21 protein-coding genes are annotated in these 24,543 nt (G+C 40.9%); 11 read left to right on the top strand and 10 right to left on the bottom strand.

Going from position 1 to position 24,543, the window contains the following annotated elements:
• The first annotated feature begins 37 nt into the window (after positions 1-37).
• The gene (ftsH, locus tag DP117_RS13205; RefSeq protein ID WP_169218765.1) at positions 38-1,975 is read left to right on the top strand and encodes an ATP-dependent zinc metalloprotease FtsH; all 1,938 of its coding nucleotides are present in this window, start codon (positions 38-40) and stop codon (positions 1,973-1,975) included.
• A gap of 168 nt (positions 1,976-2,143) precedes the next feature.
• Here ftsH and DP117_RS13200 read toward each other — a convergent pair whose 3' ends face one another.
• The 3 genes from DP117_RS13200 to DP117_RS13190 form a co-directional block, all read right to left on the bottom strand.
• Complete coding sequence (locus DP117_RS13200) at positions 2,144-2,368, bottom strand: hypothetical protein (protein ID WP_169218764.1); 225 nt, start codon at positions 2,366-2,368, stop codon at positions 2,144-2,146.
• 420 nt (positions 2,369-2,788) lie between these two features.
• Positions 2,789-3,736 carry a phosphotransferase gene (locus tag DP117_RS13195; protein ID WP_169218763.1) on the bottom strand — a complete coding sequence of 316 codons (948 nt, stop codon included), beginning with the start codon at positions 3,734-3,736 and terminating at the stop codon, positions 2,789-2,791.
• A 73-nt stretch (positions 3,737-3,809) separates the two neighbouring features.
• Entirely contained in the window at positions 3,810-5,570 is a 1,761-nt protein-coding gene (locus tag DP117_RS13190) for a WD40 repeat domain-containing protein (protein WP_169218762.1), read from the bottom strand.
• A 560-nt stretch (positions 5,571-6,130) separates the two neighbouring features.
• Here DP117_RS13190 and DP117_RS13185 point away from each other — a divergent pair.
• The 3 genes from DP117_RS13185 to DP117_RS13175 all read left to right on the top strand — a co-directional run bounded on the left by DP117_RS13185 (position 6,131) and on the right by DP117_RS13175 (position 8,531).
• Positions 6,131-6,451 carry a DUF2087 domain-containing protein gene (locus tag DP117_RS13185; protein WP_169218761.1) on the top strand — a complete coding sequence of 107 codons (321 nt, stop codon included), beginning with the start codon at positions 6,131-6,133 and terminating at the stop codon, positions 6,449-6,451.
• 127 nt (positions 6,452-6,578) lie between these two features.
• Complete coding sequence (locus DP117_RS13180; protein WP_169218760.1) at positions 6,579-6,899, top strand: multidrug efflux SMR transporter; 321 nt, start codon at positions 6,579-6,581, stop codon at positions 6,897-6,899.
• Positions 6,900-7,067: 168 nt separating this feature from the next.
• Entirely contained in the window at positions 7,068-8,531 is a 1,464-nt protein-coding gene (locus DP117_RS13175; protein WP_169218759.1) for a glycoside hydrolase family 13 protein, read from the top strand.
• Between the two features lie 104 nt (positions 8,532-8,635).
• On the opposite strand, the gene aspS is transcribed toward DP117_RS13175, so the two are convergent.
• Positions 8,636-9,934, bottom strand: a complete 1,299-nt coding sequence (gene aspS, locus DP117_RS13170) for an aspartate--tRNA(Asn) ligase (protein ID WP_169218758.1) — start codon at positions 9,932-9,934, stop codon at positions 8,636-8,638.
• Positions 9,935-10,295: 361 nt separating this feature from the next.
• On the opposite strand from aspS, the gene DP117_RS13165 reads away from it, so the two are divergent.
• The gene (locus DP117_RS13165) at positions 10,296-10,526 is read left to right on the top strand and encodes a hypothetical protein (protein WP_169218757.1); all 231 of its coding nucleotides are present in this window, start codon (positions 10,296-10,298) and stop codon (positions 10,524-10,526) included.
• 55 nt (positions 10,527-10,581) lie between these two features.
• Here the strand turns inward: DP117_RS13165 and DP117_RS37230 are convergent, their stop codons facing one another.
• Complete coding sequence (locus DP117_RS37230) at positions 10,582-11,292, bottom strand: amino acid ABC transporter permease (RefSeq protein ID WP_169218756.1); 711 nt, start codon at positions 11,290-11,292, stop codon at positions 10,582-10,584.
• Positions 11,293-11,354: 62 nt separating this feature from the next.
• On the bottom strand, positions 11,355-12,239 hold the full coding sequence (locus DP117_RS37225) for a basic amino acid ABC transporter substrate-binding protein (protein ID WP_211176084.1): 885 nt from the start codon (positions 12,237-12,239) through the stop codon (positions 11,355-11,357).
• A gap of 110 nt (positions 12,240-12,349) precedes the next feature.
• Here DP117_RS37225 and DP117_RS13150 point away from each other — a divergent pair, with 110 nt between their 5' ends.
• The 5 genes from DP117_RS13150 (at position 12,350) to truB (ending at position 17,308) form a co-directional block, all read left to right on the top strand.
• The gene (locus tag DP117_RS13150; RefSeq protein ID WP_169218755.1) at positions 12,350-13,123 is read left to right on the top strand and encodes an amino acid ABC transporter ATP-binding protein; all 774 of its coding nucleotides are present in this window, start codon (positions 12,350-12,352) and stop codon (positions 13,121-13,123) included.
• Positions 13,124-13,159: 36 nt separating this feature from the next.
• Positions 13,160-13,729 carry a GNAT family N-acetyltransferase gene (locus DP117_RS13145; RefSeq protein ID WP_211176083.1) on the top strand — a complete coding sequence of 190 codons (570 nt, stop codon included), beginning with the start codon at positions 13,160-13,162 and terminating at the stop codon, positions 13,727-13,729.
• 98 nt (positions 13,730-13,827) lie between these two features.
• Complete coding sequence (locus DP117_RS13140) at positions 13,828-15,006, top strand: GNAT family N-acetyltransferase (protein WP_169218753.1); 1,179 nt, start codon at positions 13,828-13,830, stop codon at positions 15,004-15,006.
• A gap of 177 nt (positions 15,007-15,183) precedes the next feature.
• Positions 15,184-16,101, top strand: coding sequence for a DMT family transporter (locus DP117_RS13135; RefSeq protein ID WP_169218752.1), 918 nt, complete (start codon positions 15,184-15,186; stop codon positions 16,099-16,101).
• A gap of 319 nt (positions 16,102-16,420) precedes the next feature.
• Positions 16,421-17,308 carry a tRNA pseudouridine(55) synthase TruB gene (gene truB / locus DP117_RS13130; protein WP_169218751.1) on the top strand — a complete coding sequence of 296 codons (888 nt, stop codon included), beginning with the start codon at positions 16,421-16,423 and terminating at the stop codon, positions 17,306-17,308.
• On the opposite strand, the gene DP117_RS13125 is transcribed toward truB, so the two are convergent.
• The 4 genes from DP117_RS13125 to DP117_RS13110 all read right to left on the bottom strand — a co-directional run bounded on the left by DP117_RS13125 (position 17,301) and on the right by DP117_RS13110 (position 21,906).
• Entirely contained in the window at positions 17,301-17,636 is a 336-nt protein-coding gene (locus tag DP117_RS13125) for a hypothetical protein (RefSeq protein ID WP_169218750.1), read from the bottom strand. The two genes, truB and DP117_RS13125, sit on opposite strands and share 8 nt — an antisense overlap.
• A gap of 327 nt (positions 17,637-17,963) precedes the next feature.
• Positions 17,964-18,260 (bottom strand): hypothetical protein, encoded by a 297-nt coding sequence (locus tag DP117_RS13120; RefSeq protein WP_211176087.1) that lies wholly within the window; start codon positions 18,258-18,260, stop codon positions 17,964-17,966.
• Between the two features lie 35 nt (positions 18,261-18,295).
• A complete protein-coding gene (locus DP117_RS13115) occupies positions 18,296-20,407 on the bottom strand; it encodes a TonB-dependent receptor (RefSeq protein WP_169218748.1) in 2,112 nt (703 codons plus the stop codon).
• A 329-nt stretch (positions 20,408-20,736) separates the two neighbouring features.
• Positions 20,737-21,906 carry an RpoD/SigA family RNA polymerase sigma factor gene (locus DP117_RS13110; RefSeq protein ID WP_169218747.1) on the bottom strand — a complete coding sequence of 390 codons (1,170 nt, stop codon included), beginning with the start codon at positions 21,904-21,906 and terminating at the stop codon, positions 20,737-20,739.
• A 1,153-nt stretch (positions 21,907-23,059) separates the two neighbouring features.
• Here DP117_RS13110 and priA point away from each other — a divergent pair.
• Positions 23,060-24,543 (top strand): primosomal protein N' (gene priA, locus DP117_RS13105; RefSeq protein WP_169218746.1); only part of this gene is annotated, 1,484 nt, incomplete at its 3' end.

The following is a 24,543-nucleotide window of genomic DNA, read 5'->3' as shown; positions in this document are numbered from 1 at the left end:
AGGATAAAGAAGAAATTATTGGAGGGTAGCTCAAACAATGCCAGTAGAAACTAATAATAATAAACGTCAAATGAAACCACCAAGAATACGTCAGTTTGGTGGTAGCTTGCTCATTTTGTTGACGCTTCTTTTTCTTCTGAACGCGATTGTTCCTAGCTTTTTCGGTCCTAAATTACCACAAGTTCCTTATAGCGATTTTATTGCTCAGGTACAAGCAGGTAAAGTTGATAGGGCGGTTGTGGGTGGCGATCGCATTGAGTATGCCCTCAAGACTCAAGCCCCTGATGGTAAACCTTCTGAACAAGTTTTTGCAACCACACCAGTGGCAATCGACCTAGATTTACCTAAAATTCTGCGCGACAATAAGGTAGAGTTTGCCGCACCACCACCAGACCAAAATGGTTGGATTGGCACTCTTTTAAGCTGGGTTGCACCACCATTAATTTTCTTTGGTATTTGGGGCTTTTTGCTCAATCGAGGTGGGGGTGGTCCTGCAGCACTGACAGTCGGTAAAAGTAAAGCTCGTATTTACTCAGAAGGTAGCACTGGTGTCAAATTTCTCGATGTTGCTGGTGTAGATGAAGCTAAAGCTGAACTGGAAGAGATTGTTGACTTTCTTAAAAGTGCTGATAAATACACCCGTTTAGGTGCGAAAATTCCTAAAGGAGTCTTACTGGTAGGACCTCCAGGAACAGGTAAAACACTTCTAGCCAAGGCAATTGCTGGTGAAGCGAGTGTCCCTTTCTTCAGCATCTCTGGTTCTGAATTTATTGAACTCTTTGTTGGTGTTGGTGCTGCACGAGTCCGCGACTTATTTGAACAAGCAAAAAAACAAGCTCCGTGTATCGTCTTTATTGATGAATTGGATGCACTGGGTAAATCTCGCGGTAGTGGTGCAATGATGGGTGGTAACGATGAACGAGAACAAACCCTCAACCAGTTACTAACTGAAATGGATGGCTTTGATGCTAATACTGGAGTGATCATCATCGCCGCTACCAACCGTCCTGAAATTCTTGACCCTGCATTACGTCGTCCTGGTCGCTTTGACCGTCAAGTTGTTGTGGATCGTCCTGATAAAATTGGTCGTGAAGCAATTCTCAAAGTTCATGCCAGAAATGTCAAATTGGCTGATGATGTCAACTTAGGAACCATCGCTATCAGGACACCTGGATTTGCTGGAGCAGATTTAGCGAATCTTGTCAACGAAGCTGCACTACTTGCAGCACGGCAAAATCGACAAGCAGTGATCATGGCAGACTTCAACGAAGCCATTGAACGCGTTGTTGCTGGTTTGGAAAAACGCTCTCGTGTTCTCAATGAAATTGAGAAAAAGACTGTTGCTTATCACGAAGTTGGTCACGCTATCATTGGTGCTTTGATGCCAGGGGCTGGTAAAGTAGAGAAAATTTCTGTCGTCCCTCGTGGTGTTGGAGCCTTAGGTTACACTATTCAAATGCCAGAAGAAGACCGCTTCTTAATGATAGAAGACGAAATTCGTGGTCGCATTGCAATCCTGTTGGGTGGACGTTCTGCAGAAGAAATCGTCTTTGGGAAGGTATCCACAGGTGCGAGTGACGATATCCAAAAAGCTACTGATCTTGCAGAACGCGCCGTGACTGTCTACGGTATGAGCGATAAACTCGGTCCTGTGGCATTTGAAAAAGTTCAACAGCAGTTTATTGAAGGATATGGTAACCCGCGTCGTTCAATTAGTCCTGAAGTGGCAAAAGAAATTGACCGCGAGGTCAAGCAGATAGTGGATAATGCTCATCATATTGCTTTAAGTATTTTGCAAGAAAACCGCGACTTACTAGAGCAAACTGCACAAGAACTGTTGCAGAGGGAAATTTTAGAAGGTACACAACTGCGCGAACATCTCAACCAAGCAAAAGCACCAGCTGAACTAGCTGAGTGGTTGCGGACGGGTAAGTTATCGGAAGATAAGCCCTTGATGCAAAGTTTGCTGGTGTAATTTGTTGGTATAAAGTTATTGAAATAATTGAAAAGCGATCGCCCTACTAAAAGAGCGATCGCTTTTTTTATATAAGAAGTCCAATAAAGATAGTTTTATTGATAAAAGTAGTTATTAAATGATCGCCCAATTGTTTGTCAAGGCGCTGCGCTCCTTTGCAATCATTCATTAAACTTTTGTTTGTTTGACTTCTTCTTGTTCTACTTGTTGAGTCGTTGGCTCTGCATCTGTTGGTCTTTGGACAATAACCCCTAATAAAACAGTAGCAATACCACTGACGCTACCGCCAACTTTCTGATTAATAACGCCTTGGGTTGTGAGGACTGTGGAAACACCTGCAACAACACCTAAGACAGTGCCAAGTAAATCAAGTTGATTTTTGTTGAGTTTCATAATAGATGATCAAAGTTAATTAGAATGTGCTGACAAAGTATGATACAATCTCAACTCTTTCGATTCCGGAGAGACTGACAACTCCGACGCATTGTCAAGGTGCAAAGCTTGCTGGGCGGAAGATTCTGTCTGGAAGGCTTTGCAGGTTTTTGGGGAAGATTTCTCTAAAAACGTGCCGCCCCAAGTCAAAACAATTCAAAATTCAAAATTCAAAGTTCAAAATTAAGAACCACCAAAATAAATTTAGGGGCTTGAAATAAGGACGCCTTTTTCCTTGCGCTGCGCGTCTCGGAAAAAATCTCTTTAAATTTTCCATAAATAAATTTAGGGGCTTGTATCCTTTTTTCTTTTTTTTTGAATTTTGAATTTTGAACTTTGAATTTGAGCGAAGCGAGGGTCACTTTTCTTTTTAATTTTTAGTCAAGCTGAAATAAACTCTTCAATGCGTTCTATTATCTCAGGAACCCATTTCATTTTTTGTTGACGAACTTCTGGATTTTTAGCTAGAAAGACCCATTGTAAAAAAGCTAGACCTTGGGCTGCCATAAAAATTTCTATTTGTTGTATGTGAGTCAGAGGCAAGGGAGATAGCTTCTCATAACCTTTGAGTAGACATTCTCGAAAAATTGGGTATTGACTTGGCTCATCTATAATTTCCATGAGAGTTCCGGCTATATCAAATAGATAAAATCCCCAGCCGCACTCATCAAAATCTATAACTTGAACTTTCTCTGAATTCACTATAAAATTGCCAAAATGCAAGTCAGAATGAATTAAGCCAAAGTATTGATTGCTTTCTCCAAGTGTGACCATTTCAGAGTAAATTCTTTCTATGGCTTGCAATAATAACTGACACTCATTTTCACTAAGTTCAGTATAGGCATTACGTATCCAAGAAGAGTGCTTTCTCAGCCAATTTGCATCATAACTTTTGCGTTTAAATCCAGCAGGTGGATGGAAACTCCGGGAATAAGAGTGAAGATGTGCTATTGTCTCACCTATATTCTCTATCAATTTTGAGGAAAGGTTCTTGCTAGATTCTTGTCCTTCAACCCAGTCAAACAAGCAGCACAGCCACAAGCTTTCACTATCTTTAAGATGAAGATTTGTAATGAAATTTCCTTGTTTATTTCTTACAGGATTTGGAACGAGTATACTATTTTTTGAGAATAGGAAACGCAGCCAAGTTAATTCGGAAGAAACTTGAGCTTCGTCAAAGTTATCTGGTGAATAGATTCTTAAGGAAAAACATTTCTCATCATTAGCAACAACTTTATATGTTGAGTTACCTAAACTTCTTAATAAAGAAGCGTTGGTTTGTTCTAAGTTATATTCTGCAAGAGCTGCCTTCACAATATCATTTGTCATATGAGAATCACAGTTGTAGAGACGTGAGAAACTTTGCGCTTCACGCCTCTACAATTTAGCATCGAAAATCCTTTCAACTCCGCTGCCAAATTTTAATCGTCTTATCCAAACTCCCACTCACCAAAAGTTCCCCGGAAGCAGTAAAAGCTAGTGCTGTTACCGTATGCGTATGACCTGTAAATGTAGCTAGTAGTTCTCCCGTTTCTATATGCCACAATTTAATCGTTTTATCTGCACTGCCACTGGCGATAATTTGTCCATCGGGACTTAACCCAATAGCATACACTCCATCCCTGTGTCCATTCAGAGTGCGAAGTAATTCTCCATTCTCTAAGTGCCAAATTTTAATTGTTTTATCCCGACTACCGCTAACCAAAAGTTTGCCGTCTGTACTCACAGCCAAGGAACGAACAATATGGGAGTGACCTGTAAACGAGTGTAGCAACTCAGGAACCAAAGGTATTTTACCTTCTTGTTGGCATAGACGCCAAACTTTGATTTTACGGTAACTCCCGGTGACTAGAGTTTGTCCATCTGGACTCAAAGCAAGTGAATGGGCAGCTGTATCTTCTAAAGATAGGGCAATAGCAACCTGACGCTGCATCAAGTCCCAAAACATAATTGTTCTATCATCCCCCCCAGTTGCTAACATTCGTCCATTTGGGGTAAAGGCTACACACCGCACCATCCCATTATGCTTGTGCAAAATATCAATCAAATCTTGTGCCCCAACGTGCCAAAGTTTAATTGTCGAGTCTGCACCAGCACTGACTAATGTCTGTCCATCTGGACTGAAAGCCAGGGAATTCACTTCATCAACTAACCCAGATAAAATCCAAGGATGTTCAGATAATGTCCCTATCAACTCACCTTTGGTTAAATCCCATAGTTTTGTCTCTCCACGACTACCACTTGCGACAAGAGGAGAGGCATTCCCATTACTACCTCTGTGACTGAACGCTAAGCAATTTATTCCTCTGGTATGTCCTTTTAACGTCTGCCAGCATTCCCAATCACCTACTATTGCCTTGAGAGGATGGTCTGGTGGTAGAGTTTGAGTTGACTCTGTGATCGTAATTGCATTCAAGACTCGTAGCTTGTCTTTTTGAGTATTTAGTGATTCTAAATACCAACTCAGTCCTCCAGTATATAACAATTGACTTGGCGTGATATACAGTTTTGGCTCACTAAATTCAATTTGATTTGTAGGTAAAAATCCTGCCATCACCGCCTGCTTTTCGTAACCTCTTTGACCAGTAAATGGATAAAACAAACATAGAAATATTAAGACTTGGTGATTTTTTATATCCTCTTGTGTAACAGACCATCTCACTTTATCTTTCTTAATACTGTTAAAACTTTCTCCATCCGCAGCATAAACTTGAAGACTGACTTTGGGGTTACTTGCAAGCACGTAGGAAAATTTGCTTTCACCACGTAAATTTCCTTCGTCATCTAGAACTATATTGTTCAAGGTATCTTGTGCCACTTTTTTCACTTGCTTAGCCAGGCGATCGCCTATCACCCGGTCAACAATTTGCTCTCGCAAAAGATAATCTTCTGCTTGCTGCTGAAAGTATGTTGTAAAGGGAATAGCCCAGTCAGGAGGTTCAGGATATTCAGGCGGTGTAGGAGGGGGATTTTTGGCAATAATTTCTGCTTGTTGGCGAGTCATATCAAGCAGTTTTGCCAATGGTTCACCCCAAAATGCCATAATTTCGCTGTGGCAACCTTTGACTTGACTTTCCAGCAAAGACAGATCATAAGTCTTAGGTTTTTTGACTCTTTGAAGGAAATCAGCTTGTTGAGCTTTGAGTAAGCTAATCCAATCCATTTGCATTCCTGCGGCGCAGTATTGCATACCTACGTTAAGTTAAGTCAAGGCAATTGCTCAAGTTAGTGTATCTACTATAGTTATGTAAGAAACTGGTTATTCCAGTGGTTAATGTAACATAACGTCTTCTGTGGATACACACCAAGTAACTGTGGTTAAGTGGTGAGGTAGCCAGTTTGCCTTGTAAAAATTAAGATGATAAATGATTTTACCTAACTTGGAGCATGAGATACTGTTTCACCGGACGCAGTTTAAGACAAAATTGTGGTCAAATTTGAACAAATCTAAGGAATTATAATGGGCTTCCATGCTCCTGCATAAATCACCCTGTGAAAGTTCATGAAACAAGTGTAATTTTCAATACATTTTTCAATTCACTGAAAATTCGGAGTGCCATAAGGTCCTGACATAACCTGATCTAAAATTATAGATAGCAAAAACAATCCTAACTGATTCTCTGTAACATATTGTTCTCAAATTTTCCAACACCTTAACGCTCATATAGCGCCAGATTTTTCTTGTGCTTAGGCATTGATATTTTAGAGTGCAGGATGCAACAAATGAGAAATGTCAAAATAGAAGCATGGGAAGAAAAAGTACTTAAAAATTATCTTGATGGCACGCGTCTCATAAAGATTCCTGCTTCTCGCAAAAAACGCTTAGTTGTACTCAGGTGGTTAATCAGAAAATTTGAGCAAGAGGTGACTTACACGGAACGTCAAGTGAACGAAATTATCGGGCGTCATCACTGTGACCATGCGACATTACGACGGGAACTGATTGGTTATCAGCTCATGGAGCGGGAAAATGGTTTTTATTGGCGATTGCCAGCATGTCTTTGGAAGTCTGAAACTGAAATTATGAGACAGATAGAGTTATAGACAACAAGAGAATATTATGTTATTTTAATTACATAAAATACTGAACTCATTGACCAAAGTATCCCTACTATGACTCGGATAGAAACTCCTCAGTTTTAAGTGATTGCTAATGTATAGGGAGAAGCGTATGGCGTGGATCTATCTTCTAATTGCTGGTTTACTTGAGGTAGGGTGGGCAATTAGTCTTAAGTATGCACAAGGATTCACTAAGTTTGGTGCCAGTGTTATTACTATTGTTTTTATGTTACTGAGCTTCACCTTTCTGTCTAGAGCCCTGCGTACACTACCAGTGGGTACTGCCTACACTGTTTGGACAGGTATAGGCGCTGTTGGTACAATTGTATTAGGTACAGTTTTGTTTCAAGAGCCTCTTGAAGCGCGCCGCCTCATTTGTATGGGCTTGATCATCACAGGTGTGATCGGACTGAGGCTTGTTTCTCCACATTAATGGTAAATTAACAGTATATCCTAGACAAAGGATATCAAAAAATGAGGAAGTGGAAAATCCAGCAAGTTTACCAGCATTGTGAAGAAGCGTTAAATTTTCTATCATAAGTGTGAGTCGTAAGCAGCCTGATATCTGCAACTATGGCTGTGGAGTCATAGAGTGTCATTCATGCAGATTCAAACACCAGACTGGGTTAAACACGCTGTTTTTTACCAAATCTTTCCAGATCGGTTTGCCAAAAGCAAGCAACCTCGCAAACAACTTTTACACAATGCTCGTTGGGAGGATTGGGAAGCTACGCCCACACTCCAAGGTTACAAAGGAGGAGATTTGTGGGGGGTTCTAGAGCAGTTAGACTACATACAGGATTTAGGAATTAATGCCATTTACTTTACGCCTATCTTTCAGTCGGCTAGCAACCACCGCTATCATACGCATGATTATTATCAAGTAGATCCAATGCTTGGTGGTAACCCAGCTTTTAAGGAATTGCTAGACGCTGCTCACAAGCGTAATATCAAAGTTGTTCTCGATGGAGTGTTTAACCATTCTAGTCGTGGATTTTTCTTTTTCCATGATGTTTTAGAAAATGGTCCTTATTCACCTTGGGTGAATTGGTTCAAAATAGAAGACTGGCCACTTTCTCCTTACAATGGTGAGTTTCCTGCTAATTATGTCGGTTGGGCAGATAATCGGGCGCTGCCAGCGTTTAATCATGATAACCCGGAAGTCAAAGAATATATTATGGAAATCGCCGAATATTGGATAAAATTTGGGATTGACGGTTGGCGGTTAGATGTGCCTTTTGAAATTAAAACTCCTGGTTTTTGGCAAGAATTCCGTCAGCGAGTCAAAGCGATTAATCCCGATGCTTATATTGTCGGTGAAGTTTGGGGAGATTCGCGTGAGTGGTTGGATGGGACTCAATTCGATGGGGTGATGAATTATCTGTTTGCAGGACCTACTATTGCTTTTAGCGCAGGCGATCGCGTTGTTATGGAACAAGTGCAAAGCCGCGACTACAAACCCTACCCACCATTGTTCGCCGCTGAGTATGCACAGAAAATGCAAGAACTTCTGCAACTTTACCCTTGGGAGATTCAACTGACTCAATTAAATCTGCTTGCTAGTCACGATACAGCACGGTTGATGACGATCGCTGGTGGTGATCAAGCAAGTGTGGAATTAGCAACTTTACTGCTGCTGACCTTTCCTGGTGCTCCCAGCGTTTATTATGGTGATGAGGTTGGTTTACCAGGAGCTATAGATCCAGACTCTCGTCGTGGTTTTCCACTAGAAGCTACCTGGGATAGGCAAATTTTCAAGACTCACCGCGAATTAATTGCCATAAGACACGCTTATCCATGTTTACGTACAGGTGATTACAAAGTCTTATGTGCTCAAGGAGGACTCTATATCTTTACGCGAGTTTTGGAAACAGAAGAATTGATAATTGCAGTGAACGTTGGTACTGCTGAGGCAAAAGGAGATGTTGACATCGCAAGTTTGAAAACTCAACCGAATAAGCTTTTATATGGTGCTGCACAGGTAGAGTGGAGTGTTGAGGGAGAATCTAGGAATCTTACTTTAGGTGTTCCTCCACGCTCTGGTTGCATTATTGGTGTAGGGTAATCCAGTGATGGCGTTCCATATTTGAGAAGTGATTTAACAAGTTTTGCAGGATGGGCAAAATGCCCACCCTGACTATTTTAAGGCAGACATTCTCTCTGCTCCATCTACGGAAAGATTCGATACCTATCTCGTGGGTAAAGCGTTGCTTGTCTGACGTTGGAAAGATGCAATATTCGTGCAGTCAGTCTTTCCAAACCAATAGCCAACCCACCATGTGGAGGCATACCCATTTCAAACATCTGAAGATGATTTTCAAATGAGGCTGGAGGAATACCACGGTTTGTGAGTGCTTGTTCCAAATCCTCTCGCTTATGAAGTCTTTGCCCACCCGTCGTAATCTCAACACCCTCAAACAAAAGGTCAAAGCTTTGCGAAGCCCCGTTATTACCACGAGGGTGCGTGTAAAAAGGTCGCGCTGAAAGTGGGAAACCTATAACAAAAACGGCTGGAATTCCAGTTTCTGACTCTGCAAGTTGACAAAGCTGACGTTCCGCTTCTGGATCTAAGTCGTCTACAAGGTCAGTACGATTAAAGTGCAGATGCAGTCGCTCAAGACATTCTTCAAATTCCCATGTAGGGGCGTTAATTATTTCTGGAAGAGGCTTGTCTCGATACTTTTTTAGTAGGTGAGCGTACTCTTGGTTAAGTCGCTCAAATACATAACTCAAGAGTTCTTTCTCCAACTGAATGACCTCTTCGGGACTATGGATGAATCCTATTTCCAGGTCTAGGGAGTAATATTCTGTGAGGTGACGACTACTGGCGTGAGGTTCAGCGCGGTAAACATGACCTGTTTCAAAAACCCTCTCCAATCCCGCCACGCCTTGTTCTTTATAAAATTGGGGACTTTGAGCAAGGTATGCTGAGCGTTCAAAGTACTTGATTTCAAAGAGATTTGTTCCTCCTTCCGTTCCACTGGAGACGATTTTGGATGTTATTATCTCGCTGAAGTGTTGCTCTCTCAAGAATTGACGAAAGTTATGTAGAATTGCAGCTTGAATCTTGAAAATATTGCCAACGCTATCATTACGAAGTGACAAGGGACGATAAGCCAAAATTGTGTCAATTCCAATTTCTGAAATATCTGAACAAGAATTAAAAGGAACAAGATGAGTAACGCGATTTAAAATGGAAATATCAATAACTTCTATCTCAAAACCACCGCGTGAGCGAAGATCAGGTTTTACCTTCCCTTTGATTTCAACTGGTTCATCCAGCTTGAGAGACATTTCTCGAACTGAAGCTGAATCAGCAACACACTGAACTTCGCCGCTACAGTCCTTAACAATAATAAATGTTGTTCTAGCAAGTTCTCGCAAACGATATATCCATCCGCGAATAAGAACTTGTTCTGAAAGTGACGATTGAAGGGAGCCAATAAGTGTACGTGTGGGACTCACCATATGCTACGGTTCGCAAACAACGACTATTGTTTAAGTACTGGAACCATATCAACGGCGGTGCCATCCAGCTTCCACACACTCGGTTTTTTTGCTTGCTAGCACAAGAATGTGGCACTCAATTACTGCAGTTTCGTTGCAGCTACGTTTCACCTTACTAATGCCTATCTAAATCAGTTTATAGTCTGATTGCAGATTTCCTTTTCAGGTGAACCTCTCAGAGGGGTCTTTCCTCTTCAATGAGTTGAATGCATTTTAGCAAAATTTTGTTGTGACCTTGTGTCTATTAAGAAAATTAGCTCAGAAATTTAGTAGAACGCGCTATTGACTTATACCAATTCTGTATGAAGATGCGCCTAATTATATGAAGAACGAACCACATAGACGCGGAGCGGCTTCCCGCAGGGTAGAGCGCAAAGGACACAAAGAAAGAAAGAAAGAAAGAAAGAAAATTTGGCGCAGCCTCACAAAGAAATGGTATTATTATGACGGCGTTGCTGATTTGAAGTATGAATCTAGTTTTGTCATGCTGAATGTAGCGAAGCGAAATGAAGCATCTGCAGAGATTCTATGTCCTGCGGACACGCTGCGCTAACGCTTCACTTCGTTACGCTCAGAATGACAATTCATACGCTGATTCAGCAACGCCATTATGACGAGGTCAATTTGGTATGACTTGGTCTTTTACGCTTGATTGGGTTCATCCAAACTTCAAGAAAAGAGAAAAATTGGGATGAAGCTAAGGTGAGAACAAGGTAAACTAAAGCAACTGCAGTGTAAATCTCAAAAGCGCGATAAGTACTAGCGACAATTAATTGACCGCGTCGAAATAATTCTTCAAAACCGATGACTGCGACAAGACTGGTATCTTTAAGCAAAGTAATAAATTCATTTCCAAGCGGTGGAATCATGCGGCGCAACGCCTGGGGAAAAATGATATAGCGCATGGTTTGTAATCCACTCATACCCAGCGAGTTTGCTGCTTCTGCTTGTCCTGGTTCAATAGATTGAATTCCAGCACGAACGATTTCACTTATATATGCAGCACAGTTGAGGCTCAAAGCAACCACAGCAGCAAGTAAACGGTCAAAACGCAGAGGTATACCAATGCTTTGAGCCAGTGCTGGTAAACCAAAGTAAATCATAAAAATTTGTACGAGCAAAGGCGTTCCGCGAAAAAAATCAACATAAGCACGAGTGCAAAAGCGCAAGGGTACAATTGGCGAAAGTCGAGCAATTCCAATCAACGAGCCGCCAATCATGCCAAAAACAATTGAAAACGCGGTAATCTCAAGCGTGACAACAGCGCCAAGCAGTAAATCTGGTAGGGCGTTGAGAATGATGGTTAGACTCTGAATCATTAGATTATTAATGGGGAGGTGGGAAGACTTGCTTTGAATTGATTTGTCTGCTTGTCTTCTCCTTAAGAGGTAGAGGCTGGTGCAGTCTCTGGTAATTTTGGAGGTTCTGCATTGAACCACTTCTTATAAATTTGAGCGTAAGTACCGTCTGAAATTATCTTTGCAAGAGCTGTGTTAATGGCGTTGAGATTGGGAGAGTTTTTCGGTAAGGCAATGCCATAATATTCTTCGGTGACGAGTTGACCAACTACCTTTAAACCTTTGATGTTACCACTCTTGATCGCTTCTAATGTCACAGGACCATCGTTGATGACAGCATCTACGTTACCATTTGCCAGTTCCTGCAGCGCTAAAGGGGCTGAGTCGAATTCCCGTACTTGAGCACCAGAGATGCTTTTTGCTTTTTTCGCTCCGGTTGTCCCAATTTGAGCAGCAATTTTCTTGCCTTTTAGATTATCTAGGTTGGTAATTGCTGTGTTGTCTTGACGGACTGCGATCGCCAACCCTGCTCTAAAATAAGGTCGAGAAAAAGACACTGCTTGAGCACGTTCTGGAGTGATTGTAATTGAACTGATAGCAGCATCAACAGTATTGGCTTGAAGTCCTGGTATTATACCATCAAAAGGTAAACTTTGGAATTCAATCGTTATTCCAGCGGCTTGTCCCACTGCTTTGATGAGATCAATATCGAACCCTACGAGTTCATTTCCCAAACCTTTAGACTCAAAGGGTGGAAAAGTCGGTTCTGTAGCAACTGTTATGGTTTTTCCCGATGTCGCTTTCTGTCCTGTTTCTGATGTTGACTTTGCTGTTGTCTCGGAATTACCGTTAGAAGTAGTGCTAGTACTGCTGCCTGAAGTTTCACAAGCTGACAAAATGACAGCTGCACCTAAAGTCGTTAAAAAATGTTTCAGAAAACGCGATCGCGTCATTTTTTGCTCTGACATGTGTTTTTGTCCAAAAGATTCAATATATTCAAGACGTACCAGCTTAACTTTTATGTTTGACAAATCAGGGTGTTTACCTGGAATAATCTGTCGTCAAATAAGTATATAAAATGGACAATTCCTCTGTTACAATTTTCTTTCAAAATATTGAAAAGAGTTATGGTCCCCTAAAAGTTCTCAAGGGAATTTCTGGCGAAATCAAACGCGGAGAAGTCGTAGCAGTCATTGGTGCTTCTGGTTGTGGTAAAAGTACTTTACTTCGCTGCTTCAATCGGCTGGAAGCTATTGATTGTGGACGTTTAATAGTCAATGGAATAGACCTATCGCAACCTAACTTTAGCGATAGGCAACTGCGGCAACTAAGAACACAAGTCGGTATGGTGTTTCAACAGTTTAACTTATTTCCTCATTTAAGCGTACTAGAAAATCTTACACTAGCTCCGCGTCAAGTGCAGGGAAAATCAATACAAGAAAGTACAAAATTGGCAAAATTTTATCTTGAAAAAGTAGGACTTTTTGATAAAGTATCTGCATATCCAGAACAACTTTCAGGAGGACAAAAGCAACGAGTCGCTATTGCCCGTAGTTTGTGTATGAATCCCCAAGTTATGCTTTTTGATGAACCAACTAGCGCTTTAGATCCAGAACTTGTTGGTGAAGTCTTGCAAGTCATACAACAATTAGCAGCAGAAGGTATGACAATGGTAGTTGTCACTCATGAAATGCAATTCGCTCGTGAAGTAGCACATCGAGTTATGTTTTTGGATAAAGGTGTTGTGGTAGAACAGGGCTTGGCTTGCAAAGTTCTTTCTCATCCAGAAAGCGATCGCCTACGTAGTTTCCTAAGTCGTCTCAATGGTAAAGGATTGGATCTTACAAGTTAAGATTGGTAAAGTCAAGTGAAGCTCTTATTTGAACACATGAGAGTACCAAGAACATACCGAATTCACACTGAACGCTATATTCTAAGATGCGTCTGCGAACAAGATATTCCATACGTGTTTTCAGCAACACGGTTCCAGGGGTTTAATGATGGTATCCTTTGGGAAGCTCCGAAATCTATCGAAGAACTTCACGAACCTCTTCAACGAAATCTTCAAGCTTGGGATTTCGGTTTAGCTTACACATTCACGCTTGAATCTGCTGAGACAAATGCATTTATTGGCAGAATTTCTATCAGAAAACATAACGAATTAAAAGATGTTTGGAATCTTGGGTTTTGGACACACCCAGAACACCAACGTCAAGGTTATATGACAGAGGCGGCTAAAGCTATTGTCGAGTTTGGTTTTACTGTTTTAGGAGCGGAACGTATTGAAGCGTATCACGCTTTGTGGAATAAGGCTAGCGAGAAAGTTTTAAAAAGAATTGGGATGAAATTTATTTGTTATATCCCACAAGGTTTCCAGAAACACGGGAAATGGGTGGAAGAAAATCTCTTAGCAATAGAAACAAAAGACTGGAAGTCTTCAAAACAAATTGAAGGCTAACACACTTCCCCCATTTGCATGAACCTTTTGGGTGAGGCGCTAGTACGACTACTTGCTGTAGTATGCTTGTAGTTTGAGCGTACTAGGCAGCACATACAATGATATCAACATTTAAATACAGCCAAGTTGTCAATCAAAAGGACATTCAGCGACTAGGGAATATTCTTGAGCAGTGTTTTCTCATGTCGCCGGGTGAGAGCGAAATTTACTTCAACCGTCTCGGCTTGGAAAACTTTCATGTCATCCGTGTAGGTGAGGAAGTTGCTGGTGGACTAGCGACTATCCCGATGGCTCAGTGGTGGGGTGGTCAACGTGTACCTATGATAGGAATAGCTGCAGTAGGTGTTGCTCCAGAATATCGTGGAGGTGGAGCAGGATTAACTCTGATGCAGCATACTGTTAGAGAACTTCACGCGAAGGGAGTACCAATCTCTGCTCTTTATCCAGCGACTCAAGGCTTATACCGAAAAACAGGCTATGAACAAGGTGGTACCTTTTGTATTTGGGAAGTCGATACCCAGAGTATCCAACTAAAAGAGCAACCACTACCTCTAGTATCTAGAATATCAGACAATCATGAACTCTTTCATGAGCTGTATCAGCAACATGCAAGACTCAACAACGGACACTTAGATCGACATGTAGGGATTTGGAAACGTTTAGTGACACCAGATGAGAAGGAAACAGTTTACGCTTATTTTATCGGTTCAGCAGACCAACCCCAAGGCTACATAATATTCAATCAAGACCAAAACGAGGATGACTCCTTTATACGTATCAGGGATTGGGCAGTCCTGACAAGTGCTGCTGCACGAACCTTTTGGAACTTTATTGCCAACCATCGTTCTATGATCAACTATATCCGATGGAAAGGTTCTGCTGTTGACTCTCTAACTTTACTGTTACCAGAGCAAACTGCTAAGCAAAAATCTGTCAAGCGCTGGATGCTACGTGTCATTGATGTAGTCAAGGCGCTAGAAAAGCGTGGTTATCCACTAGGAATAAAAGCAGAACTGCACCTGGAAATTCAAGATGACTTGCTTGCTGAAAATAATGGTAGATTTATTTTGTCTGTTGCCAATGGACGCGGTGAAGTTACCAGTGGTGGGAAAGGCGAAATGAAGCTAGATATTAGAGGATTAGCACCTTTGTACACAGGCTTGTTTACTCCTGAGAAACTGCAACTTGCAGGACAACTTGATGCTACAGAAACAGCTTTGTTAGCAGCAACTCAAATATTTGCTGGCGCATCCCCTTGGATGGCTGATTTTTTTTAAAATGTTTACCACTGACGCACCATCTGCTAGAAACCCGGTTTATTCGTTCGTATTTGCTTGCAAAACAAATGATTTTTGGTATAAACCGGGTTTCTTTACATAAGTCCTGATGTTGTCTTTTGTCATTAGTCGTTTGTTCTTTGACTAATCATTAATAACTCATAACTAATAACTACAATGCATACAACTTCCGGTCGCTGGCGTTTCGGGCTAGCATTATCGTTAGTGACCGTTTCTTTGTGGGGAATTCTACCAATTGCTTTAGCAATCACTTTGCAAGTACTTGATGTTTACACGCTCATTTGGTTTCGCTTTTTAGTATCGTTTGTGTTATCAGCTGTTTATTTAGGATGGCAAGGAAAACTACCAACATTAGAAAGATTGCGTTCCACTTCTTGGATGTTGCTAGGAATTGCTATTCTCGGCTTAGCAACTAACTATATTCTTTTCACGCAAGGTTTAGCATTAACTACACCTGGTAACGCTGAAGTGATTATTCAGTTGGCTCCTTTCCTTTTGGGTTTTGGTGGTTTATTTCTTTTTAGAGAACGTTATACTCTGCCTCAATGGATTGGTGTCAGTGTTCTTGTTATGGGCTTCACTCTGTTTTTTCACGAACAATTAAAGAATTTAGTGACAGCTCATGATCAATATCTTTTGGGTAGTGGTTTGGTTGTGCTAGGTGCAGTCACTTGGGTTATTTATGCTTTGGCGCAAAAGCAGTTATTACAATCTTTATCTTCTTTTAGCATCATGCTGATCATTTATGGAGGATGTACTTTGTTATTTACTCCATTTGCTAATCCAAAAGTCATTTTGACACTAAATCCTTGGCATTTGGGTGTGTTAATTTTTTGTGCTTTAAATACTCTGATTGCTTATGGTGCATTCGCTGAATCTCTGGAACATTGGGAAGCCTCACGCGTGAGTGCAGTTTTAGCATTAGCTCCAATTGTGACTTTAATCTCAATTTGGCTTGTATCAGTTTTGGCACCAACTCTCATTTTACCAGAAAACATTTCCTTTATCGGAATCGTAGGAGCAGTTTTAGTGGTCACAGGTTCGATGACTATTGCTTTGGGAAAAGAACGTTAACTGATATCTCGCACCATTATTTTCCTATGTCAATAAATAAATTTATTGGCTCAAAGTTCAAGTCCGTTAAAACCGACTGGATAAGTCTTTGGCTCCGTTTTAACGCAATATTCAGTTAAGGATTATTGGTGAGATTTGGTGATGTGTAGAGCACGTAAATGCTACGTCTCTACATTGCTCAGGTAGAGGTGCAAAATCTAAGTTAACCTAAACTTACTTTCTTCGGTGCTCTAAAATTATCTATCAAGCGAAGCGTATTTTCTGGTGCGTTCTCTCTTGCCTCGTGCGGTTAAAAAAGAAATCAAAATTCAAAACTCATATGCAAGGTTTCCTCAATCTCAACAAACCATTTGGTTGGACTTCTCACGACTGTGTAGCGAAGACACGCAAACTTTTGCACCTCAAACGAGTCGGACATGCTGGAACTTTAGATCCAGCAGCAACAGGAGTATTACCGATCGCTCTTGGAAAAGCAACTCGCTTGTTACAATATCTTCCAGGAGAAAAAGCTTACAAAGCAACAATTCGTTTGGGTGTGCGGACAACAACTGATGATTTGCAAGGCGAAATCATCACCTCAAAACCTTGCACTGGGTTGAGTTTAAATGCAGTGAAATCAGCACTGCAACAATTTGTCGGGAAAATTGAACAAATTCCTCCGATTTACAGCGCCATTCAAGTTCAAGGAAAACGCTTGTACGACTTAGCACGCAAAGGGGAAGATGTAGAAGTACCAGCGCGAACAGTGGAGGTTTTTAAAATCGAGGTTTTGGACTGGCGTGAAGAGGAATTTGCAGAAGTGGATGTGGCGATCGCCTGTGGTGCGGGTACATATATTCGGGCGATCGCCCGTGATTTAGGCACAATATTACAAACTGGTGGAACTCTTGCTGCTTTAACACGAACACAAAGCAGTGGGTTTGACTTAACCAATAGTCTTACCTTGACTGACTTGGAAACACATCTCAAAGCCGGGACATTTCAACCTCTTGTCCCTGATGCACCACTACAGCATCTTCCTTTTATAAAATTACCAGTAACATCAGCACAAAAATGGTGTCAAGGTCAGCGTATTCCTGTCACGCCCAGTCTTACAGGAATTTTGCGAGTCTACAACGAAGAGCAGCGTTTTTTGGGAATAGGTAAACTGATAAATTTAGACAACCAAGAGCAACTCATTCCTGAAATGGTATTTGAGCCTATTTGAATGATCCACTCTTGTAACAGGATTTTGCTAACAAAATCCATTTCTGAACTAACTCTCTATACATTGCAACTGTTTTTATGTATGCATCAGTAGCATAGATGTGTGCCTGTAGAGCTTCGTCATATAATACGGCAACTTGAGTATTTTGCGGTTTTGAAGTTTTCATGGCTGTAAGAACTCGTGAGGAGTTTCCATAATTTTGTAAGAACTTATTGTATTCTTCAATGAACTTATTGTATTTTTCAATGAACTGACGGTATTCTTCAGAGCTTTCATGCATAATTCTCCAGTAGATGAATTTCTTTGCAAGGGGGGGCAAAACTAGCATAGCTAGTTTTGCCCCCCAAATATTTTTTTGGAATGAATCAATATCTCCTGGTTTCCAGGCTCAGCCTGAAAATAAATTTTCTAAGGCGGAGTCTCCAGCTTTATCCTATTGCCAAGTTAAAACATCTCGAAGCAGAGCGAGTATTTTAATAGATCAAAGTTTGGATAATTATAACTCTCCAGTAGGTAAATTTTTTTGCGAGGGGCAAAACTAGCATAGCTAGTTTTGCCCCTTAACTTCTATGATTTTTGACTGATTTTAATATTAAGTTTTTGTGTAAACGTTGCTACATTCTTTTCGTTTTCAGCCTCCGCCTTGAGTATTATCCTATTCCCAAGTTGAAACATCTCGCAGCACTTCAGGAATTTCCCCTTGAGATAGAGGAAACTCTAGCACAGTTTCTTTTAGCCCCAAATAACCAGACTCAGCGAAGGATAAAAGCATGCGCGTCAGTGCAAACCAAACCTCAGACTCATATTCCCAATCACTATAACGCGAAGCCTTACCAGCAATCGAACGCAGCGCCCAGAAATAACTATTCCTCACCACAGAACCACCTTTTTTGTACTCTGGCACATCCTCGTGGTGAAGAAAAAGTACGCTGTCTTGAATTTTGGCTTTCATGATAGCCATTTTTACTCAGTTAGATTCCACAATATCTAAATACTAGCTGTTAAACCCAAACGAAAAGTAAACCCAGGGCTATAGATACGATTGACTCGCTCATATTGTTCATCGAGTAAATTTTCGAGATAAACTGTTAACCCCACATTTCTCGTCACAGGAAGGCGAGCGCTAAAATCTAAATTAAAGAAAGAGGGCGAGAAATCTGTCGTTGTATCTCCAGCTCTTGTATATAAAGAGCGACGAGCGCCACTATAATAAGTAGCATACAAATTAGCCTGCCAACCTCTATTTTCATAACCAATACCAGCAGAAGCAACAGAGTAAGGAATTAAACCCAACTGTAAACCTTTTTCTGTTCCCGTTTTAATTTTGGCATCTGTGTATGTATAGTTGAGAAAAGTTGACCATCCAGAAGCAATTTTCAACCGTAACGCCGCCTCAAAACCATTGGTATCAACTAACCCAATATTTGCCCATTTTCCTTGTACGACTCCTAAGCGATTATCTAAACTACTCCCGAAGTAAGTAAATTGTCCTGTTAAGTTTTTAAAAAACATGACATCAACTCCCGCAGTCCAAGATGAGCCAGTTTCTGGTTCTAAATCAGGGTTAGGAAGCCATCCATGCACTGTATCATAAACGTACAATTGATCCAAACCAGGATTACGTTGTCCTCCTGCCCAACTTCCTCGCACAGCTAAAGCAGGAACAATATCATATTTAAATCCCACGCTTGGATTCAGATAACTTCCGAATTTGCTATCAAAGCTTTGTCTCAAGCCTAAATCTACCTGAAAATTATCGGTGATATTCCAAGTATTAACAGCAAATAATGCGGTGTTGAATAAACTTTGATTTTCTTCTTCATTCAAGGCGACTCGATTAGGAACTGTACTCAATGCATCACCGCTTAAATCTGTGTTTTGTAGATCTAATCCCCAGCGCAATTTATAATTGGGAGTGAGTTGCCACACATGGTCTACCCTAGCTGTATATAATTGTGTATCTAAAGTTCCTGTACGGTAATATTGACTGCTAGGACCATAAGTATTAAAGTAATCTTGGTTATAACCGAGTGTCGTTGTCAGAACAGAACTGTTACCATTACCCAAGCGAGTTTTCCAGGAAAAACCAATATTTAAATTATCATGGTCTAGTCGGTCGCTTTGCAAAGGAAAGCCAAAGTAAATTAATCCTCGACGACTGCTAAGTTTAGTCACATCTAAACTTAACGTATTCCTAGAATTGACATCAAAGGCAAAACTACCAAAATATGTGCTCCTAGCTGTATCAGCATTAAATAAATATCCTCGCTCATCACGATTGGCTGCACCAACAGGAACACGGTAACGGTTATCAATAAAAGATCTTTCAAAGCTGAGGTTATATCTTAAGGAAGCAGTTGCACCTGCATAAGTTAATTGTTGATTATTAAAATTCAAATCGCCAAATTCTACAGTTGCATTTAAGCGAGGATCCCTGCTACCTTCTTTGGTGATGATATTAACAACTCCTCCAAAAGCGGAAGAACCATAAAGAGTAGAAGCAGCTCCACTATACAACTCCACTCGTTCAATTGCTTCTACAGGAATACTATTTAAATCTGTTGCACCATGATAGGTATTGACATTAGTATTAATGGATCTGCCATTAATCAGAAAGACAGACTGATTAATCGAAGCTCCTCGATAGTATGTACCTGTGTGAATATCTGCACCATGACCTGAGTCATTGATAGCAAAACCAGGCAACTTTTTCAACACATCAGAGACACTTGTCGCACCTTGTTTTTCAATTTCTTCTTTTTCAATGACGTATGTAGGAGTAGATTGAGGAAGGTCATCTTTCTTTCCTGTCACATCTATAATAATCGCACCATCATCTTCAACTACGGGTTTGGATTCGTTCGTTGTGGAATTTGGTTCTGGGTTATCAGTTGTTTGTGGTTTTTGAGATGGAATTGGCGTTTGAGTGAGGAATTTTGCACTGGTATATGGTTTTTCTATCTCATTTAAATAGGGAATTTTTGATATTTTCTTTATGGAAGTCTTCTTTGGCTCTAAATTATTTTCTTGTGCAAAAGCGACAGAATTGAAAGCAAAGTTAATTAATATGACTGGACAAATAAGGAGATTGAATCTCATTTTCTACCTCACCACACCCAACTTTATTAACAAAAACTCTGGTAAGAGTATTTGTCAACTTACGATTAGTAAGATGATTTGTCAAAAGACAAGCTGTCAAACTTCGTGTCAGGTGGGGGGCTAGTACCGCTGTGCGGAAGTCATGCATTGAAGGTAACAAGTCAAAAGGCTTATGCTGTAAGCTTTTTGTTGATTGAAAATGGTAGCCTTATTTCCGCCGCCTTGTACTAGGGATCCCCACGGAGGTCGATCCCCAAGTGGAGCATAGCCACTCTTGTGTGAAACTGCAAGCCCCACCCTTGAACTGCTGCTAGAGTGGGGTATTTCATCTATACCAACCATCCTTTTAAACGTTTGGCGATGTGAGGGCGTCTCAACTTCCGCATAGCTTTACTTTGAATTTGTCGCACTCGCTCGCGGGAAAGATTGAACATAGTACCAACTTCTTCTAAAGTACAGGGTTCACTAGTCACCAAACCATAGCGTAGAGAGATGACGTCTTTCTCTCTAGGTGTAAGTACGTCACCTAAGACTTCCCAAATCTCCTGGCGCATCATACTTTCATTCATTTTCGCCTCTGGAGAGAGGTTATCATCATCTTCTAGCAAATCCATCAATTCTGTGTCTTCTTCTTTACCAACACGATGGTTGAGGGATAGTGCTTGTCGTCGTAGTTGTTGCAGCTGGCGTAGTTGTTGGGCGGGAACATCCAAAGCTTGAGCCATTTCTTCTTCAGATGGGTTGCGCCCTAATCTCTGCTTGAGTTCTCGTTGCGCTTTTTTGAGTTTGTTAAGTTTTTCAACAATATGAATGGGTAAGCGAATTGTTCGTGCATCGTTGGCGATCGCCCGCGTAATTGCTTGTCTGATCCACCAATAAGCATATGTAGAGAACTTATATCCTTTATCTGGATCAAATTTTTCTGTGGCACGATTTAACCCCATTGCTCCTTCCTGAATTAAATCCAGAAAAGGAACTCCCCTATTTAAATATCGCTTAGCAATAGAAACGACTAACCGTAGATTTGAGCGAATCATTTTACGTTTCGCAACCCGCCCTTGATACAACCGATGTTCCAATTGTTTTTCTGTCATCCCCAGATGGGAACCTACAGTTTCCTTGCTTGGTTGTTCTCCTAGTTTTTCAAACAACGAAGCTTGTATTTCTCTAAATTCTTCTAAAAATCGGACTCTACGCGCTAATTCAACTTCTTCATCTGGCTTTAGCAACGGGTAGCGAGCCATTTCTTTAAAAAACGCCCCAACCGCATCATCATACTCGGTTTTATTATATCCCGAGGGACGCGCCGCCGCCATTCGATCTCCATCGCGCTCTTCGGCTTCTATATTTTCTACTACAACTAGAGATTCATCATCTACCACTGCATCTAACGTTATAAATAATTCTTCATTATCAGCAGCACTTCCCATTGTCTCCGTTGTTTTTAATTCAGCTAGATTCATAGTTTCCTTCAGGGATTGTTGCTCTGTTTGGTACATAATTAGTCACAGCTACTCAGGCATTGCTTATTGTTTTCTTTTAAGAACAAAGACACTGCCACATGACAAAATACAAATACCTGCCCAGAATTGATCTGATTCTGAACAATAGTATCTATCTATCATCACCAAAAGCTCATGCTTTAGGAAAAGTGTCTTAAGCCAATGACATACAATAAAGATGTCAGTATTTGCCATAAGCTGGGATCAAGGTAGAAGTATGAAAAAACAGGAAACACTCTCACACAAGCCCTGGTTTTTTTATTTATGCAGTTTCTTCATACTTCATTTTCAACACTTAAACCTCGGTTGATGTCATTTTTTGGTTACAGATAGATACAGTTCTTAACTAATCTTGGTAGTCTCACCCTATTAATATTTTCTCAGGCTAGCGATACAGGTCTTGTTAATTTTCTTGATTAAAAATTTTTCCTAACCCTCCTCCACGAAAGTATCACTATCTTAACAATGGTAAAAACTCATTCGTCTCTCTCCAGAATCTTAAATCTTTTTGTATTTTCTAATTTTTTTGACTTTTTGATGTCTTTAGAATAGTGGGGGTTATGCATCGCTCTTGAGCTTTCCCCAAAATTAGAAACTTGGCAAGTAAAAACTTTAGCAATGTCTTCTCCTGATAAAGGATCTCACATACACCTAGGGTTGAATATCTATCAATAGGGGGAAAAGCATCATTCCCTATTTAGTAATCAGAGAATATGAACTGAAAAAGCTGAGATTGTCTAATTTTGTTGGGATAACCTCAAATATTGATTGTCTTCTACAGTAATAGAGTCATTTTCTACCAGATTACATAAGACGAAACTTATCAAGTATTATGTCTGATGACAGTATTGGCAATTACATTTTCCATCAAGGGATGTATATATTTAGAGCCGAAGAAAGGAAAGTTAAGATAGACAAACTGGTTCATGATTGCAAAAGTGTTGAGTTGAGAGTTTTATAGAAATGACGACCAATGAATCCGAAACATAGAACAAAGAAAAAAAGTTGTTTTTCCAAGAATCAATTCGAGGGCTTCTAACTATTTTCCTAAGTGCTGGAGTCATCTAGAGGATTGAAAATAGAAAAGAAGTCTTTTCACACTTGGAACTGTTTTGGTAAAGAAAAGATCTATACTATTAGTTCACAAAGTATGTATATGAATGGTGTCAGGTTGTCCTCTTTGATAGTTGCTGAACCTGGTCAATCGTACCAGTCACAAACACCAGTGAATCGTTGGATTGAGGTGCTAGTAGACTGTCCGGGAGGTTCAGGACTTTATACATATCGGCTCCCTGCTCAGTTAGAAGTAAAACCAGGGGATATTTTAAGTGTGCCATTTGGTACGCAATTGCTAGGAGGAATCGCCATTCGTTTTGTAACACAACCTCCAGTAGATTTACCACTAGAAAAAATTCGTAACGTAGAAGATGTCGTCAGTGTGGGGTTTTTTCCGTCGCATTACTGGGAACTTTTGAATCGAGTTGCAGCGTACTACTACACACCGCTGATTCAAGTTATACGTATAGCTTTACCACCTGGTTTGTTAGGGCGATCGCAACGGCGCATTCGCCTCGCCAAAAAAGATAACAAAGAAATAAACCTCTCCTCATCTTCGTCATCTGTTCTACCCTTCCTCAGTTCAGCAGCGCAGCAAATTCTGGAACTTTTACAAGCACAAGCAGATGGAGATTATAGTTTCGCCTACCTGCAACGCCAAATCAAAGCTGCTTACCAAGGTGTACGAGAACTGCAGCGACGAGGTTTAGTGGAAAGTTATTTAGAACCCCCACGACTGACTCAACCAAAACAGCAAAAAGCAGTGACACTAATAGGGAGTACATTGGAACGCGACTTAAGCATTCGTCAGCGAGAAATTTTAGAAGTGCTGCGAAGACGCGGGGGCGAGTTGTGGCAAAGTGAACTCTTACAAATTTGTAGTACCACTACCTCCACTCTTAAAACATTAGAACAAAAGGGGTACATTGTCATTCAAGAACGAGAAGTCTTGCGAACATCTCCTGTGTTTCCTCCTCTTGCAGACGGAACGCAAGGCGATACTTCTGCATTGGAGCAGACCAAAATACTAACATCAGCTCAATCGCAAGCGTTAGGGGTCATTACCCATCTAGAAGGATGTGCTACGGTATTGTTGCATGGTGTGACAGGTTCTGGAAAAACAGAGGTGTATTTGCAAGCCATAGCCCCTCTACTGGCAAAAGGCAAGTCTGCTCTCGTTTTAGTACCAGAAATTGGACTGACACCTCAGCTGACTGATCGTTTCCGTGCTCGTTTCGGCAATAAAGTCAGCGTTTATCACAGCGCCCTTTCAGATGGTGAACGATATGACACTTGGCGACAAATGTTAACAGGAGAACCCCAAGTTGTCATAGGTACCCGCAGTGCAGTTTTTGCTCCTTTACCAAATTTAGGTTTGATAATCTTAGACGAAGAACACGACAGCAGCTTTAAGCAAGATTCTCTCATCCCCAACTATCACGCCCGCACAGTCGCCCAATGGCGAGCAGAGTTAGAAAACTACCCCCTCATCCTAGGTTCAGCAACTCCCTCACTGGAAACGTGGGTGAGTGTTAGGGACGTAGGAGGAGTAGAGGAAGTCGGGGGAGTCGGGGGAGT

It is taken from the genome of Brasilonema sp. UFV-L1, assembly GCF_012912105.1.
Lineage (GTDB): Bacteria > Cyanobacteriota > Cyanobacteriia > Cyanobacteriales > Nostocaceae > Brasilonema.
Note: the sequence above shows the minus strand (reverse complement) of the source record. Positions and strands in the feature narration are given on the sequence as shown.